The sequence below is a fragment of the Nocardioides sp. genome (genome assembly GCF_051876515.1).
In the GTDB taxonomy this organism is placed as follows: Bacteria; Actinomycetota; Actinomycetes; order Propionibacteriales; family Nocardioidaceae; genus Nocardioides.
In genome coordinates, this window is the sequence record NZ_JBJEHY010000105.1 from 1 (window position 1) to 12466 (window position 12466).

Consider the following 12466-nt stretch of genomic DNA (forward strand, 5'->3'; position numbering starts at 1 on the left):
CCGGGATCCTGCACCGCGACATCAAGCCCAGCAACGTGCTGGTGACCACCTACCAGGAGCCGGCGCTCACCGACTTCGGCATCGCCGGCCACATCGCCGACGTGGAGGGCGACCACGACGTCCGCATCTCCTACCCCTGGTCGCCACCCGAGCTGCTCGACGGCACCTCCAACGGCTCGGTGGCCTCCGACGTGTACTCCCTCGGGGCGACCGTGTGGCACCTCCTGGTGGGGCGCTCCCCGTTCTCCATCCCCTCGGGCGACAACTCCACCCGGGCGCTGAGCGCGCGCATCCTGCACGCCGCCCCGCCCGCCACGCAGCGGCCCGACGTGCCCCCGGCGCTCGACAGGCTGCTCCAGCAGTGCCTGGCCAAGCGCCCCGAGCACCGGCCAAAGTCGGCCCTCGAGCTGGCCCGCGCCCTGCAGCGCATCGAGGCGGCGGCCGGCTGGCCCCGCACGGTGATCGCCGTCGAGGGCGACCAGGCGGCACCCATCGCTCCCCAGCCCCACGACGCCCACCCCGACGTCGACGGCGCCACCGTGATGAAGGCGCCGACCGTCATCTCCGCCTCCGCCCCGCGGCGCGTCCAGGCCGCGCAGGAGCGCCAGATCGAGGACCGCGCCCCCGAGCGGGCGCCGCGCAAGGTGTCCGGAGCGGTGTGGGCGGCGGTCGGCGCTGTCGTGCTCGCCGTCCTGGCGGGCGCACTCTTCATGAGCGAGGGCCGCGAGGACGACCCCGGCGCCAACCCGGACCCCGGTGGGATCACCCCCTCGGACCCGGTGGTGGAGGTGCTCGCGGAGGCCCCGACCCTGGAGGGTCGTCGTACCGCCAAGGGGGTGCGCTTCCAGTGGAGCAGCCCCGAGGCCCAGGCCGGCGACGAGTGGCTCTGGCAGACCGACGACGCGGGCTTCGAGCGGACCACCCGCACCTCGCACGTCGTGGCCTCCGACAAGTCCGTCTGCCTGACCATCCAGCTGACCCGTGGCGCGGTGGTCTCCCCCCCGACCCGGCAGTGCGTCGCCTGAGACCTCAGCAAGGACCCGCGTACGCAACGACAGCGCCGGCCACCCCTCACGGGGTGACCGGCGCTGTTCTCGTCGACGTGCGGGCTCAGCCCTCGAGGTCGGCCTTCGGCGCGCTGTCGCGGCGCCGCGAGACCGCCAGCGACGCGATCGCGGTGATGGCCAGGGTGCCGATGATGACGGTCAGGGACATCCAGATCGGGATCTCCGGCGCCCACTCGATGTGGTGACCGCCGTTGATGAACGGCAGCTCGTTCTTGTGCATCGCGTGCAGGATCAGCTTGATCCCGATGAAGAAGAGCAGGAACGCCAGGCCGTACGACAGGTAGATCAAGCGCTGCAGCAGACCACCGATGAGGAAGTACAGCTGACGCAGACCCATCAGGGCGAACACGTTGGCGGTGAAGACCAGGTACGGGTCCTGGGTGAGGCCGTAGATCGCCGGGATCGAGTCGAGCGCGAAGAGCAGGTCCGTGGTGCCCAGGGTCAGCACGACCAGGAACATCGGGGTGATGAGGCGCTTGCCGTTCTCGACCGTGAAGAGCTTGGTTCCGTTCCACTCCTTGGTGGAGGGCAGGTGCTTCTCGGCGAACTTGACCAGCTTGTTCTCCTCGAACTCGTCGTCGTCGGCGTTGGCCTCCTTGCCGAGCTTGATCGCCGTGTAGAGCAGGAACAGGCCGAAGATGTAGAACACCCAGCTGAACTGGTTGATCGCTGCGGCGCCGACGACGATGAAGATCGCGCGCATCACCAGCGCCAGGACGATGCCGATCATCAGCGCCGTCTGCTGGTACTGCCGAGGCACGGCGAAGCTGTTCATGATGATGATGAAGATGAACAGGTTGTCGATCGAGAGCGAGTACTCGGTCAGCCACCCGGCGAAGAACTCAGGGCCGGGGTTGGGCGACAGCTCGTGCGGGTGGGCGAAGATCCACAGCACGACGCCGAACACGATCGCCGACCCGACGAAGAACGCCAGGTGACGGCTCACCTCGGCCATGGACGGCTCGTGGGGCCGACGTGCGATGACGAAGAGGTCGACGAAGAAGAAGATCACCGTCACGGCGATCGTGATGATCCAGACGGTGGGTGAGGCGACGGAGTCGCCCATGATGGCATCCACGCGGGAATGTCCTCCGGAGTTGTCACGCGCGGCCCGCCGAGTGCGGGCCGCTGGGGCTCCGGAGGTCTCTTCCGCCGGCCTGCGGCCGACCGGTGACACCGGGCCGGACCCTGAGCGGGTACGACCGTCCTGACGACATCACCACGGGGGAATACTCCCCTCCAGCAGCGTCAAGTCTTTCACGTCGCGTCCAGCGACGCGATTCGGAGGACTGCGCGCGGCGTGGGTGGCCGCTCAGCGACCGCCGAACGTGATGCCCATCTCCGCGAAACGTGCGGCACCGCCGTCGACGGCGGTCAGCACCCACGGGCCGGACGGGGTGAGGGTGAAGGTGTGCTCGAAGTGGGCCGCGAACGAGCCGTCCACGGTCGCGACGGTCCACTCGTCCTCGAGCAGGTCCGTGTGCTTGCTGCCCAGGGTGACCATCGGCTCGACCGCCAGGGCCAGCCCCTCCACGAGGGTCGGTCCACGCCCCTTGCGGCCGTAGTTGGGCACGTTGGGGGCCATGTGCATCTCGGTGCCGATGCCGTGGCCGGTGTAGTCCTCGAGGATGCCGTAGCGGCCCTGCGAACGGACGTACGACTCGATGGCGTGGGAGATGTCCGTGACCCGTCCCCCGAGGTGCGCGGCGGCCATGCCGCGCCACAGCGACTCCTCGGTGACCCGCATCAGCTCGGTCACCTCCGGGGAGACCTCGCCGATGGCGAGCGTGACGGCGGAGTCACCATGCCAGCCGCCGACGATCGCGCCGCAGTCGATGCTGACGATGTCCCCGTCCCGCAGGACGCGGTCGCCGGGGATGCCGTGGACCACCTCGTCGTTGACCGACGCGCAGATGGTGGCCGGGAACGGCGGCACCCCGTACCCGAGGAAGGACGGGATGCCACCGTGGTCGCGGATGTTCGTCTCCGCGATCTGGTCCAGCTCCCCGGTGGTGACACCGGGGCGGGCCTCGGACCGCAGCAGCTCGAGGGTGTCCCCGACCAGGGCGCCCGCCACACGCATCAGGTCGATCTGCTCGGGGGTCTTGATCTCGAGACCGCGGTCACGCAGGCCCATGACGACTCAGCTCGCCGCGGCGGAGAGCGCCTTGAACACGCGCTCGGTGACCTCGGCCACCTCACCCATGCCGTCGACCTCCACCAGGAGGCCGCGCTCGCGGTAGACGTCGATCAGCGGGGCGGTCTCCTCGGCGTAGACCTGCTGACGCGTACGGATGACCTCCTCGGTGTCGTCGGCGCGACCCTCGACCTGGGCACGGGCCAGCAGACGCTGCACGAGCTCGTCCTGGTCGACGGTGAGGACCACGACGGCGTCCAGGGCGGAACCGGAGTCGACGAGCATCGCGTCGAGCTCGTGGACCTGGGCCACCGTGCGCGGGTAGCCATCGAGCAGGAAGCCCGGCTCGGCGTCGGACTCGGCCAGGCGCGAGCGCACCATGTTGTTGGTGACCTCGTCCGGCACGTACTGCCCGGCGTCCATGTAGCGCTTGGCCTCGACACCCAGCGGCGTGCCCTGGGAGACGTTGGCGCGGAAGATGTCGCCGGTGGAGATGGCGGGGACGCCGAAGTGCTCGGCGACGTACTTGGCCTGGGTGCCCTTGCCGGCCCCGGGGGGACCCATGAGGATGAGACGCATTAGCGGAGGAATCCTTCGTAGTTGCGCTGCTGGAGCTGGCTCTCGATCTGCTTCACCGTGTCGAGGGCGACGCCGACCATGATGAGGATCGACGTGCCACCGAACGGGAAGTTCTGGTTGGCACCGATGAGCACGAAGGCGATCAGCGGGACCAGCGAGATCAGGCCGAGGTAGAGAGCTCCAGGGAACGTGATGCGGGAGAGGACGTAAGAGAGGTACTCCTCGGTCGACTTGCCCGCCCGGATCCCGGGAATGAAGCCGCCGTACTTCTTCATGTTGTCCGCGACTTCCTTCGGGTTGAAGGTGATCGAGACGTAGAAATACGTGAAGAAGATGATCATGGCGAAGAAGGTCGCCATGTAGAGCGGGTGGTCCCCGCCCTCGAAGTACTTCTTCAGGAAGCTCACAACGGCGTTGTTGCTGCTCTGGTTGAACTGGATCGCCATGGCAGGCAGATACAGCAGAGAGGAGGCGAAGATCACCGGGATGATGCCGGCCTGGTTGACCTTCAGCGGGATGTAGGTGGAGTTGCCACCGAACATCTTGCGGCCCACCATGCGGCGGGCGTACTGGACGGGAATGCGGCGCTGGGCCTGCTCGATGAAGATGACACCGGCGATCAGGATCAGACCGATCACCAGGACGACGGCGAAGATCCACCAGCTCTTGCGCTGCTGGATGTCCCACAGCGAGCCGGGGAACGTCGCGACGACCTGGGTGAAGATGAGGATCGACATGCCGTTGCCGATGCCGCGGTCAGTGATGAGCTCACCGAACCACATGATGACGGCCGTGCCGGCGGTCATCGTGATGACCAGCGTCAGGAACAGGCCGATGCTGTCGTTGTGCAGCAGCGGGGCGGCACAGCCCTGGATCAGGTCACCGCTGCGCGCCAGCGCGACGATGCCGGTGGCCTGCAGGACGGCCAGACCCAGCGTCAGGTAGCGCGTGTACTGGGTGATCTTGGCCTGACCGGCCTGGCCCTCCTCCTTGAGCCGCTCGAGCCGCGGGATCACCACGACGAGCAGCTGCAGGATGATGGAGGCCGTGATGTACGGCATGATCCCCAGCGCGAAGATCGACAGCTGGAGCAGCGCCCCACCGGAGAACATGTTGATCAGGCCGTACAGGCCCGAGCTCTCGAGTCCAGCGAGGCACTCCTGCACGTTCGCGACGTCCACACCGGGCGAGGGCACCTGGGAGCCCAACCGGAACAGCGTGACGATCATCAGGACGAACAGCAGCTTGTTCCGCAGTTCCGGGGTACGGAACGCGTTAGCGAAGGCGCCTAGCACTGGTTCCTCTTTCGTGACGGTGGACCGACCTCACCTGGCCGTGCCCCTGGTTCAGCGACCTGTCTCCCGACAGGCCCGGGGAAGCGTAACAGTCCCCCCGGCACGGACCGGGCGGCGGAATGCGAACGGCCCGGCCGAACCATCGTGACGAAGCACATTGATTCGACCGGGCCGAGCGGCAGACGTGTCCCTGGGGACTGGTCAGGCGACGGTCACCGAACCACCGGCGGCCTCGATCTTCTCCTTGGCGGAGGACGAGAACGCGGTGGCGGTCACCTGCAGAGCCACGGAGATGTCCCCCTGGCCCAGCACCTTGACCGGCTGGTTCTTGCGAACCAGGCCGTTGTTGACCAGGTCCTCGACGGTGACGGTGCCACCGTTGGGGAAGGTCTCGTTGAGCTTGTCCAGGTTCACGACCTGGAACTCCACCTTGAACGGGTTCTTGAAGCCCTTGAGCTTCGGGAGCCGCATGTGGATCGGCATCTGGCCACCCTCGAAGGCGACCGGAACCTGGTAACGAGCCTTGGTGCCCTTGGTACCACGACCGGCGGTCTTACCCTTGGACGCCTCACCACGACCCACACGGGTCTTGGCGGTCTTGGCGCCGGGGGCAGGACGCAGGTGGTGCAGCTTGAGCGTCATGTCAGTCGACCTCCTCGACCGTCACCAGGTGACGGACGGTCTGGACCATGCCGCGGATCTCCGGGCGGTCCTCCTTGACGACCACGTCGCCAATGCGCTTGAGACCGAGGGAACGCATGGTCTCGCGCTGGTTGGCCTTGCAGCCGATCGTGGACTTCTTCTGCTGAACCTTGAGCTGTGCCATTACTGCTGCACCCCCGCGGTCTCGAGCTTCGCGCCCTCGGCACGCGCCTTGAGCAGCGCGGCCGGGGTGACGTCCTCGACCTTCAGGCCACGACGGGCGGCCACGGCCTCGGGCTCCTCCAGCATCTTCAGCGCCTCGACGGTCGCGTGGACGATGTTGATCTGGTTGGACGAACCGAGCGACTTGCTCAGCACGTCGTGGATGCCGGCGCACTCCAGGACGGCGCGCACCGGACCACCGGCGATGACACCGGTACCGGGGGCGGCCGGACGGAGAAGGACCACACCAGCGGCCTTCTCACCCTGGACCGGGTGCGGGATGGTGCCCTGGACGCGAGGGACGCGGAAGAAGTTCTTCTTCGCCTCCTCGACACCCTTGGCGATCGCCGCGGGAACTTCCTTGGCCTTGCCGTAACCGACGCCGACCAGACCTTCACCGTCACCGACGATCACGAGGGCGGTGAAGCTGAAGCGACGACCACCCTTCACGACCTTGGCGACGCGGTTGATCGCGACGACGCGCTCGATGTACGCGTTCTTGTCAGCGTTCTGGTCGCGGCGACCGTCACGGTTGCGGCCACCGGACTGGCGCTCGCCACCGCGCTGTCCGCGCTGGGCTCCGCTCATGAGATTTTCCTCTTCTCTCTCTGGTCCGGCGTCAGAACGCCAGGCCACCCTCGCGGGCGGCGTCGGCCAGGGCCGCGATGCGACCGGTGTACTTGTTGCCGGCGCGGTCGAACACGACGGCCTCGACACCAGCGGCCTGGGCGCGCTCGGCGACGAGCTTGCCGACCTGCTGGGCCTTCGCGGTCTTGTCACCCTCGGCGGCACGCAGGTCGGCCTCCATGGTGGAGGCGTAGGCCAGCGTCTTGCCGACGGTGTCGTCCACGACCTGCACGGAGATGTGCTTGGTGGAACGGGTCACGACCAGGCGGGGACGCTCGGCGGTGCCGGCGACCTTCTTGCGACCACGCAGCTGACGGCGCAGGCGCGAACGCGTGCGAGCAGCGGTGTGCTTGTTGTTGGAAAGCGAAACAGCCATGGTCACTTACCAGCCTTTCCGACCTTGCGGCGGATGTGCTCGCCGGCGTAGCGCACGCCCTTGCCCTTGTAGGGCTCGGGCTTGCGGAGCTTGCGGATGTTGGCCGCAACCTCACCCACGAGCTGCTTGTCGATGCCGACGACGCCGAGCTTGGTCGGGCCCTCGACGGTGAAGGTGATGCCCTCGGGGGCGTCAATGATGATCGGGTGCGAGTAACCGAGCTGGAACTCCAGCTGGGTCGGGCCCTTCGACAGGACGCGGTAACCCACGCCGACGATCTCGAGCTTCTTCTCGTACCCCTCGGTGACACCGACGACCATGTTGTTGATCAGGGTGCGGGTCAGCCCGTGCAGCGAGCGGCTGTTGCGCTCGTCGTCGGGACGCTTGACCTCGAGCGTGCCGTCCTCGGAGCGCTCGACCGTGATCGGAGCGGCGACCGTGTGGGACAGGGTGCCCTTGGGGCCCTTGACCGTGACCTCGGCGGCGTCGATGGCGACATCGACACCGGCGGGGACGGTGATGGGGAGCTTGCCAATGCGCGACATGCTTAGTCTCTCTCCTTCTCGCTCGTCCAGGTCACCAGACGTAGGCGAGGACTTCCCCACCCACGCCCTTCTGGTTGGCCTGACGGTCGGTCAGGAGACCCTGGGACGTCGAGATGATCGCGACGCCCAGACCGCCGAGGACCTTGGGCAGGTTGGTGTGCTTGGCGTACACGCGCAGACCGGGCTTGCTGATGCGGCGAACTCCCGCGATCGAGCGCTCCCGGCTGCGGCCGTACTTGAGGGTGACGGTCAGGGTCTTGCCGACAGCCGGGTTGCCCTCGGCGTCGGTGTTGTCCTTCACGTCGTAGGAGGTGATGTAACCCTCCTGCTTGAGGATCTCGGCGAGGCCGGCCTTCATCTTGCTGTAAGGCATCGACACCGAGTCGTGGTACGCCTGGTTGGCGTTGCGCAGACGCGTGAGCATGTCTGCGATCGGGTCAGTCATCGTCATGGCCGTGAGGCCCTTTCTCCACAGCGGTTTCGCACCTGCGTGTCAGGTGCGACCTGCAGCGATCGTTGTTGTGGCTTCGAATTCACCCGGCGGGCCGGGCGAGGAGGAACTGGGAGCGGGTCACCAAGAGGACTTGGTGACACCCGGCAGCTCACCGCGGTGAGCCATCTCCCGCAGGCAGATACGGCACAGGCCGAACTTGCGGTAGACGGACTTCGGGCGACCGCAACGCTGGCAGCGCGTGTAACCACGCACCGCGAACTTCGGCTTGCGGGCCGCCTTCACCTTGAGTGCAGTCTTCGCCATGTCAGTTCTCCTTGAACGGGAAGCCGAGCTGCTTGAGCAGGGCGCGACCCTCGTCGTCGTTGGTGGCGGTGGTCACGACCGTGATGTCCATACCGCGCTGGCGGTCGGTCTTGTCCTGGTCGATCTCGTGGAACATGACCTGCTCGGTGAGACCGAAGGTGTAGTTGCCACGACCGTCGAACTGGTTGCCGTTGAGGCCGCGGAAGTCGCGGATTCGGGGCAGGGCCAGGGACAGCAGGCGGTCCAGGAACTCCCACATGCGGTCGCCGCGCAGCGTGACGTGCGCGCCGATCGGCATGCCCTCACGCAGCTTGAACTGCGCGATGGACTTGCGGGCCTTGGTCACGGCCGGCTTCTGGCCGGTGATCGCGGTCAGGTCGCGGATCGCGCCCTCGATCAGCTTCGAGTCGCGAGCAGCCTCGCCGACGCCCATGTTGACCACGATCTTCACCAGACCGGGGACCTGCATGACGTTCTTGATCTCGAACTCGGACTGCAGCGCGGGGAGGATCTCCTCGCGGTAGCGCGTCTTGAGACGGGGGGACTCAGCCATCTCAGATCTCCTTACCGGTCTTGCGGGACACGCGCACGGAGCGGGTGGCCTCGTAGGTCGAGCCGTCGGGACGGCGCTTGGTGACCTCGTCGCGGCGGTACGCCACGCGGGTGACGCCGTCACCCTCGACCAGCATCACGTTCGAGACGTGGATCGGGGCCTCGACGGTGATGATGCCACCGGTGTTGGCGCCGTTGCCCTGCTGGACCGACTTGGTGTGGCGCTTGACGAGGTTGACACCCTCGACGACGACGCGGTTGTCCTCGCGCAGGACACGGATGACCTTGCCCTTGGCGCCCTTGTCGGCACCGGCGATGACCAGGACGGTGTCGCCCTTCTTGATGCTCACGTTGTTACCCATCTTCACAGCACCTCCGGCGCGAGCGAGATGATCTTCATGAACTTCTTCTCGCGCAGCTCACGACCGACGGGCCCGAAGATGCGGGTACCGCGGGGCTCGCCGTCGTTCTTGAGGATCACGGCTGCGTTCTCGTCGAACTTGATGTAGGAACCGTCGGCACGACGGCGCTCCTTCGCGGTGCGCACGACCACGGCCTTGACGACGTCGCCCTTCTTGACGTTGCCGCCGGGGATCGCGTCCTTGACAGTGGCGACGATGACGTCGCCGATGCCGGCGTAGCGACGACCAGAGCCACCGAGTACACGGATGCAGAGGATCTCCTTTGCACCGGTGTTGTCGGCGACCTTGAGTCGCGACTCCTGCTGGATCATTGATTTCTCCTGGTTGTCGAGCTGGTTCTCGCGCCGTCAGTGGCGACGCGAGCCTGGCCGAACTTGTAGGTGGGGATGGGCGCCCGGCGGACCGGGCGCCCGGGTGTCACTTGGCCTCAACCTCGCTTGCGCTCGGTGAAGACTCGTTCGTTCGGGTGGCACGAGCAGGCTCGGCCACCCTCACTCACTTCGCCTTCTCGAGGACCTCGACGAGGCGCCAACGCTTGGTGGCGGACAGCGGACGGGTCTCCATGATGAGGACCCGGTCGCCGATGCCACACTCGTTCTGCTCGTCGTGGGCCTTCAGGCGCGAGGTACGACGCATGACCTTGCCGTACAGGGCGTGCTTCACACGGTCCTCGACGGCGACGACGATGGTCTTGTCCATCTTGTCGCTGACGACCAGGCCCTCACGGACCTTGCGTGCGTTGCGCACCTCGGTGGTGTTCTCGCTCATGCCTTCGCCTCTTCCGTGCTCGCGCCCGGAGCGGTGCGAATCCCGAGCTCACGCTCGCGCACCACGGTGTAGATCCGGGCGATGTCCTTCTTGACCGTGCGCAGACGGCTGTTGTTCTCCAGCTGACCGGTGGCGGCCTGGAAACGGAGGTTGAACAGCTCCTCCTTGGACTCGCGGAGCTTGGCCTCGAGGTCCGTGGCGGTGAGCTCGTCGAGCTCGTGGGCGTGCAGCTTGTCTGCCATCAGAATTCACCAGCTTCGCGGGAAATGAACCGGCACTTCATCGGAAGCTTGTGCATCGCGCGGCGCATGGCCTCACGGGCGACGTCCTCCGAGACACCGGACAGTTCGAACATGACCCGGCCGGGCTTGACGTTGGCAACCCACCACTCCGGGGAACCCTTACCGGAACCCATGCGGGTCTCGGCGGGCTTCTTGGTCAGGGGGCGGTCCGGGTAGATGTTGATCCACACCTTGCCGCCACGCTTGATGTGGCGGGTCATGGCGATACGGGCCGACTCGATCTGACGGTTGGTGACGTAGTGACCCTCAACCGCCTGGATGCCGAAGTCACCGAAGGCGAGCTTGGTGCCACCCTTGGCAACACCGGTCCGCTTGGGGTGGTGCTGCTTGCGGTGCTTGACACGACGGGGCATCAACATGGGAGTCAGCCCTCCTGTCCGGTAGAAGCAGCCTCAGCGGCCGGAGCCTCGGCAGCCGGAGCAGCCTCGGCGGCCGCGGGGGCCTCGTTGCGGGGCGCACGGTCGCCGCGCGAGCCACGGTTCGGGCGGTCGCCGCCGCGGGCGGGGCGTCCACCGCGACCGGGGGCACCGGCGCGAGCAGCCTGCTGGGCCTGGCGCTCGGCACGCGTGCCAGCAACCTCACCCTTGTAGATCCAGACCTTCACGCCGATGCGGCCGAAGGTTGTACGGGCCTCGTAGAAGCCGTAGTCGATGTCGGCACGCAGCGTGTGCAGCGGGACGCGACCCTCACGGTAAAACTCCGTGCGGCTCATCTCGGCGCCGTTGAGGCGGCCCGAGCACTGGATCCGGATGCCCTTGGCACCGGACCGCATCGCGGTCTGCATGGCCTTGCGCATGGCACGGCGGAACTGCACACGGCCGGACAGCTGCTCGGCAACGCCCTGGGCAACCAGCTGCGCGTCGATCTCGGGGTTCTTGACCTCGAGGATGTTCAGCTGGACCTGCTTGCCGGTGAGCTTCTCCAGCTCGGTGCGGATCCGGTCGGCCTCGGCGCCACGGCGACCGATGACGATGCCGGGACGCGCGGTGTGGATGTCGACGCGGACCCGGTCACGGGTGCGCTCGATCTCCACCTTCGAGATGCCGGCCCGCTCCATGCCCTTGGACAGGAGCTTGCGGATCTGCACGTCCTCGCCGACGTAGTCCTTGTAGAGCTTGTCGGCGTACCAACGGCTCTTGTGGTCGGTCGAGATGCCGAGACGGAAGCCGTTCGGGTTGATCTTCTGGCCCATCAGGCACCCTTTCCGTTCTTGTCGGCGACGACGCCGGCCGGCTGCACAGCCAGCGTGATGTGGCTGGTGCGCTTGTTGATGCGGGTCGCACGACCCTGCGCACGCGGACGCCACCGCTTCATGGTCGGGCCCTCGTCGACGTACGCGACGGAGATCACCAGGTCGGCCCGCTTGAGGCCCTCGGTGGTCTCGGCGTTCGCAACCGCGCTCTCGACGACCTTGTAGACCGTCTCGGCGGCGGCCTGCGGCGCAAACTGCAGCAGGGCCAGGGCCTCGTCGACGGGAAGGCCGCGGACCATGTCAACGACACGGCGCGCCTTCATCGGGGTGATCCGCACGAAGCGTGCGCTCGCGAAGGCTCCCGGCTGGTCGCCGAGCAGCGACTCGCGGCGGGCGCTGACGCGCTGACGCTCAGTAACGCTCATAGCTCGTTGTCTCCAGTTCTGTCGCGCCGCGTCAGCGGCGGCGACCCTTCCGGTCTTCCTTCACGTGCCCGCGGTAGGTGCGGGTGGGGGCAAACTCACCGAGCTTGTGGCCGACCATCGAGTCGGACACGAAGACGGGAACGTGCTTGCGACCGTCGTGCACGGCGATCGTGTGGCCAATCATGGCCGGCACGATCATCGACCGGCGCGACCAGGTCTTGATGACGTTGTGGGAACCCTTGTCGTTCTCCGCGTCCACCTTCTTCATCAGGTGGCCGTCCACGAAGGGACCCTTCTTCAGGCTGCGAGGCATGTCCTAGTCCCTTCTCAGCGCTTGTTCTTGCCGGACTTGCGACGGCGGATGATCTGGGAGTCGGAGGCCTTGCGCTTGCGCGTGCGGCCCTCGGGCTTGCCCCAGGGCGAGACGGGGTGGCGACCACCGGACGTCTTGCCCTCACCACCACCGTGCGGGTGGTCGACCGGGTTCATGGCGACACCGCGGACGGTCGGGCGCTTGCCCTTCCAGCGCATGCGGCCGGCCTTGCCCCAGTTGATGTT

The 12466-nt window shown here is 67.0% G+C and carries 21 protein-coding genes and 1 pseudogene; 1 reads left to right on the forward strand and 21 read right to left on the reverse strand.

Annotated features, from left to right (window positions below; genetic code table 11):
* The coding region (locus tag ACI379_RS07695; RefSeq protein WP_439791501.1) for a serine/threonine-protein kinase at positions 1-1025 on the forward strand (1025 nt) is incomplete at its 5' end.
* A gap of 85 nt (positions 1026-1110) precedes the next feature.
* Here ACI379_RS07695 and ACI379_RS07700 read toward each other — a convergent pair.
* From ACI379_RS07700 to ACI379_RS07800, 21 genes and pseudogenes are all read right to left on the reverse strand, one after another.
* The gene (locus tag ACI379_RS07700) at positions 1111-2133 is read right to left on the reverse strand and encodes a TerC family protein (protein ID WP_439791502.1); all 1023 of its coding nucleotides are present in this window, start codon (positions 2131-2133) and stop codon (positions 1111-1113) included.
* Positions 2134-2379: 246 nt separating this feature from the next.
* Complete coding sequence (gene map, locus ACI379_RS07705; protein ID WP_439791503.1) at positions 2380-3204, reverse strand: type I methionyl aminopeptidase; 825 nt, start codon at positions 3202-3204, stop codon at positions 2380-2382.
* 6 nt (positions 3205-3210) lie between these two features.
* The gene (locus ACI379_RS07710; protein ID WP_439791504.1) at positions 3211-3783 is read right to left on the reverse strand and encodes an adenylate kinase; all 573 of its coding nucleotides are present in this window, start codon (positions 3781-3783) and stop codon (positions 3211-3213) included.
* On the reverse strand, positions 3783-5078 hold the full coding sequence (gene secY, locus ACI379_RS07715) for a preprotein translocase subunit SecY (protein WP_439791505.1): 1296 nt from the start codon (positions 5076-5078) through the stop codon (positions 3783-3785). The genes ACI379_RS07710 and secY overlap by 1 nt, the downstream gene beginning before the upstream one ends.
* 201 nt (positions 5079-5279) lie before the next feature.
* Positions 5280-5720, reverse strand: a complete 441-nt coding sequence (gene rplO / locus ACI379_RS07720) for a 50S ribosomal protein L15 (RefSeq protein WP_439791506.1) — start codon at positions 5718-5720, stop codon at positions 5280-5282.
* Position 5721: 1 nt separating this feature from the next.
* Positions 5722-5904: a 50S ribosomal protein L30 gene (rpmD, locus tag ACI379_RS07725; RefSeq protein ID WP_439791507.1), complete on the reverse strand. Its 183-nt coding sequence runs from the start codon at positions 5902-5904 to the stop codon at positions 5722-5724.
* Positions 5904-6530: a 30S ribosomal protein S5 gene (gene rpsE / locus ACI379_RS07730; protein ID WP_439791508.1), complete on the reverse strand. Its 627-nt coding sequence runs from the start codon at positions 6528-6530 to the stop codon at positions 5904-5906. Before rpsE ends, rpmD begins: the two co-directional genes overlap by 1 nt.
* Before the next feature lie 31 nt (positions 6531-6561).
* The gene (rplR, locus tag ACI379_RS07735) at positions 6562-6945 is read right to left on the reverse strand and encodes a 50S ribosomal protein L18 (RefSeq protein ID WP_439791509.1); all 384 of its coding nucleotides are present in this window, start codon (positions 6943-6945) and stop codon (positions 6562-6564) included.
* Between the two features lie 2 nt (positions 6946-6947).
* Positions 6948-7490 (reverse strand): 50S ribosomal protein L6, encoded by a 543-nt coding sequence (gene rplF, locus ACI379_RS07740; protein ID WP_439791510.1) that lies wholly within the window; start codon positions 7488-7490, stop codon positions 6948-6950.
* A gap of 31 nt (positions 7491-7521) precedes the next feature.
* Positions 7522-7941, reverse strand: a complete 420-nt coding sequence (gene rpsH / locus ACI379_RS07745; protein ID WP_439791511.1) for a 30S ribosomal protein S8 — start codon at positions 7939-7941, stop codon at positions 7522-7524.
* Between the two features lie 120 nt (positions 7942-8061).
* Positions 8062-8247, reverse strand: coding sequence for a type Z 30S ribosomal protein S14 (locus tag ACI379_RS07750; protein WP_056151931.1), 186 nt, complete (start codon positions 8245-8247; stop codon positions 8062-8064).
* 1 nt (position 8248) lies between these two features.
* Positions 8249-8800: a 50S ribosomal protein L5 gene (gene rplE, locus ACI379_RS07755; protein ID WP_439791512.1), complete on the reverse strand. Its 552-nt coding sequence runs from the start codon at positions 8798-8800 to the stop codon at positions 8249-8251.
* Between the two features lies 1 nt (position 8801).
* Positions 8802-9161, reverse strand: a complete 360-nt coding sequence (gene rplX / locus ACI379_RS07760; protein WP_439791513.1) for a 50S ribosomal protein L24 — start codon at positions 9159-9161, stop codon at positions 8802-8804.
* Positions 9162-9163: 2 nt separating this feature from the next.
* Positions 9164-9532: a 50S ribosomal protein L14 gene (gene rplN, locus ACI379_RS07765; protein ID WP_439791514.1), complete on the reverse strand. Its 369-nt coding sequence runs from the start codon at positions 9530-9532 to the stop codon at positions 9164-9166.
* A gap of 184 nt (positions 9533-9716) precedes the next feature.
* On the reverse strand, positions 9717-9989 hold the full coding sequence (gene rpsQ, locus ACI379_RS07770) for a 30S ribosomal protein S17 (RefSeq protein ID WP_439791515.1): 273 nt from the start codon (positions 9987-9989) through the stop codon (positions 9717-9719).
* Positions 9986-10231, reverse strand: coding sequence for a 50S ribosomal protein L29 (gene rpmC / locus ACI379_RS07775; protein ID WP_439791516.1), 246 nt, complete (start codon positions 10229-10231; stop codon positions 9986-9988). The genes rpsQ and rpmC overlap by 4 nt, the downstream gene beginning before the upstream one ends.
* On the reverse strand, positions 10231-10650 hold the full coding sequence (gene rplP, locus ACI379_RS07780; protein WP_137065147.1) for a 50S ribosomal protein L16: 420 nt from the start codon (positions 10648-10650) through the stop codon (positions 10231-10233). Before rplP ends, rpmC begins: the two co-directional genes overlap by 1 nt.
* A gap of 5 nt (positions 10651-10655) precedes the next feature.
* Positions 10656-11483 (reverse strand): 30S ribosomal protein S3, encoded by an 828-nt coding sequence (rpsC, locus tag ACI379_RS07785; RefSeq protein WP_439791517.1) that lies wholly within the window; start codon positions 11481-11483, stop codon positions 10656-10658.
* A complete protein-coding gene (rplV, locus tag ACI379_RS07790) occupies positions 11483-11908 on the reverse strand; it encodes a 50S ribosomal protein L22 (protein ID WP_439791518.1) in 426 nt (141 codons plus the stop codon). The genes rpsC and rplV overlap by 1 nt, the downstream gene beginning before the upstream one ends.
* A 31-nt stretch (positions 11909-11939) precedes the next feature.
* A complete protein-coding gene (rpsS, locus tag ACI379_RS07795) occupies positions 11940-12221 on the reverse strand; it encodes a 30S ribosomal protein S19 (protein ID WP_439791519.1) in 282 nt (93 codons plus the stop codon).
* Between the two features lie 14 nt (positions 12222-12235).
* Positions 12236-12466: pseudogene (locus ACI379_RS07800) on the reverse strand (50S ribosomal protein L2); the annotation flags it as partial.

Coding starts and splice junctions, on each gene's coding strand:
- ACI379_RS07700 (WP_439791502.1), bottom strand. CDS start 2,133: ATGGGCGACTCCGTCGCCTCACCCACCGTCTGGATCATCACGATCGCC.
- map (WP_439791503.1), bottom strand. CDS start 3,204: ATGGGCCTGCGTGACCGCGGTCTCGAGATCAAGACCCCCGAGCAGATC.
- ACI379_RS07710 (WP_439791504.1), bottom strand. CDS start 3,783: ATGCGTCTCATCCTCATGGGTCCCCCCGGGGCCGGCAAGGGCACCCAG.
- rplO (WP_439791506.1), bottom strand. CDS start 5,720: ATGACGCTCAAGCTGCACCACCTGCGTCCTGCCCCCGGCGCCAAGACC.
- rpmD (WP_439791507.1), bottom strand. CDS start 5,904: ATGGCACAGCTCAAGGTTCAGCAGAAGAAGTCCACGATCGGCTGCAAG.
- rpsE (WP_439791508.1), bottom strand. CDS start 6,530: ATGAGCGGAGCCCAGCGCGGACAGCGCGGTGGCGAGCGCCAGTCCGGT.
- rplR (WP_439791509.1), bottom strand. CDS start 6,945: ATGGCTGTTTCGCTTTCCAACAACAAGCACACCGCTGCTCGCACGCGT.
- rplF (WP_439791510.1), bottom strand. CDS start 7,490: ATGTCGCGCATTGGCAAGCTCCCCATCACCGTCCCCGCCGGTGTCGAT.
- rpsH (WP_439791511.1), bottom strand. CDS start 7,941: ATGACGATGACTGACCCGATCGCAGACATGCTCACGCGTCTGCGCAAC.
- ACI379_RS07750 (WP_056151931.1), bottom strand. CDS start 8,247: ATGGCGAAGACTGCACTCAAGGTGAAGGCGGCCCGCAAGCCGAAGTTC.
- rplE (WP_439791512.1), bottom strand. CDS start 8,800: ATGGCTGAGTCCCCCCGTCTCAAGACGCGCTACCGCGAGGAGATCCTC.
- rplX (WP_439791513.1), bottom strand. CDS start 9,161: ATGGGTAACAACGTGAGCATCAAGAAGGGCGACACCGTCCTGGTCATC.
- rplN (WP_439791514.1), bottom strand. CDS start 9,532: ATGATCCAGCAGGAGTCGCGACTCAAGGTCGCCGACAACACCGGTGCA.
- rpsQ (WP_439791515.1), bottom strand. CDS start 9,989: ATGAGCGAGAACACCACCGAGGTGCGCAACGCACGCAAGGTCCGTGAG.
- rpmC (WP_439791516.1), bottom strand. CDS start 10,231: ATGGCAGACAAGCTGCACGCCCACGAGCTCGACGAGCTCACCGCCACG.
- rplP (WP_137065147.1), bottom strand. CDS start 10,650: ATGTTGATGCCCCGTCGTGTCAAGCACCGCAAGCAGCACCACCCCAAG.
- rpsC (WP_439791517.1), bottom strand. CDS start 11,483: ATGGGCCAGAAGATCAACCCGAACGGCTTCCGTCTCGGCATCTCGACC.
- rplV (WP_439791518.1), bottom strand. CDS start 11,908: ATGAGCGTTACTGAGCGTCAGCGCGTCAGCGCCCGCCGCGAGTCGCTG.
- rpsS (WP_439791519.1), bottom strand. CDS start 12,221: ATGCCTCGCAGCCTGAAGAAGGGTCCCTTCGTGGACGGCCACCTGATG.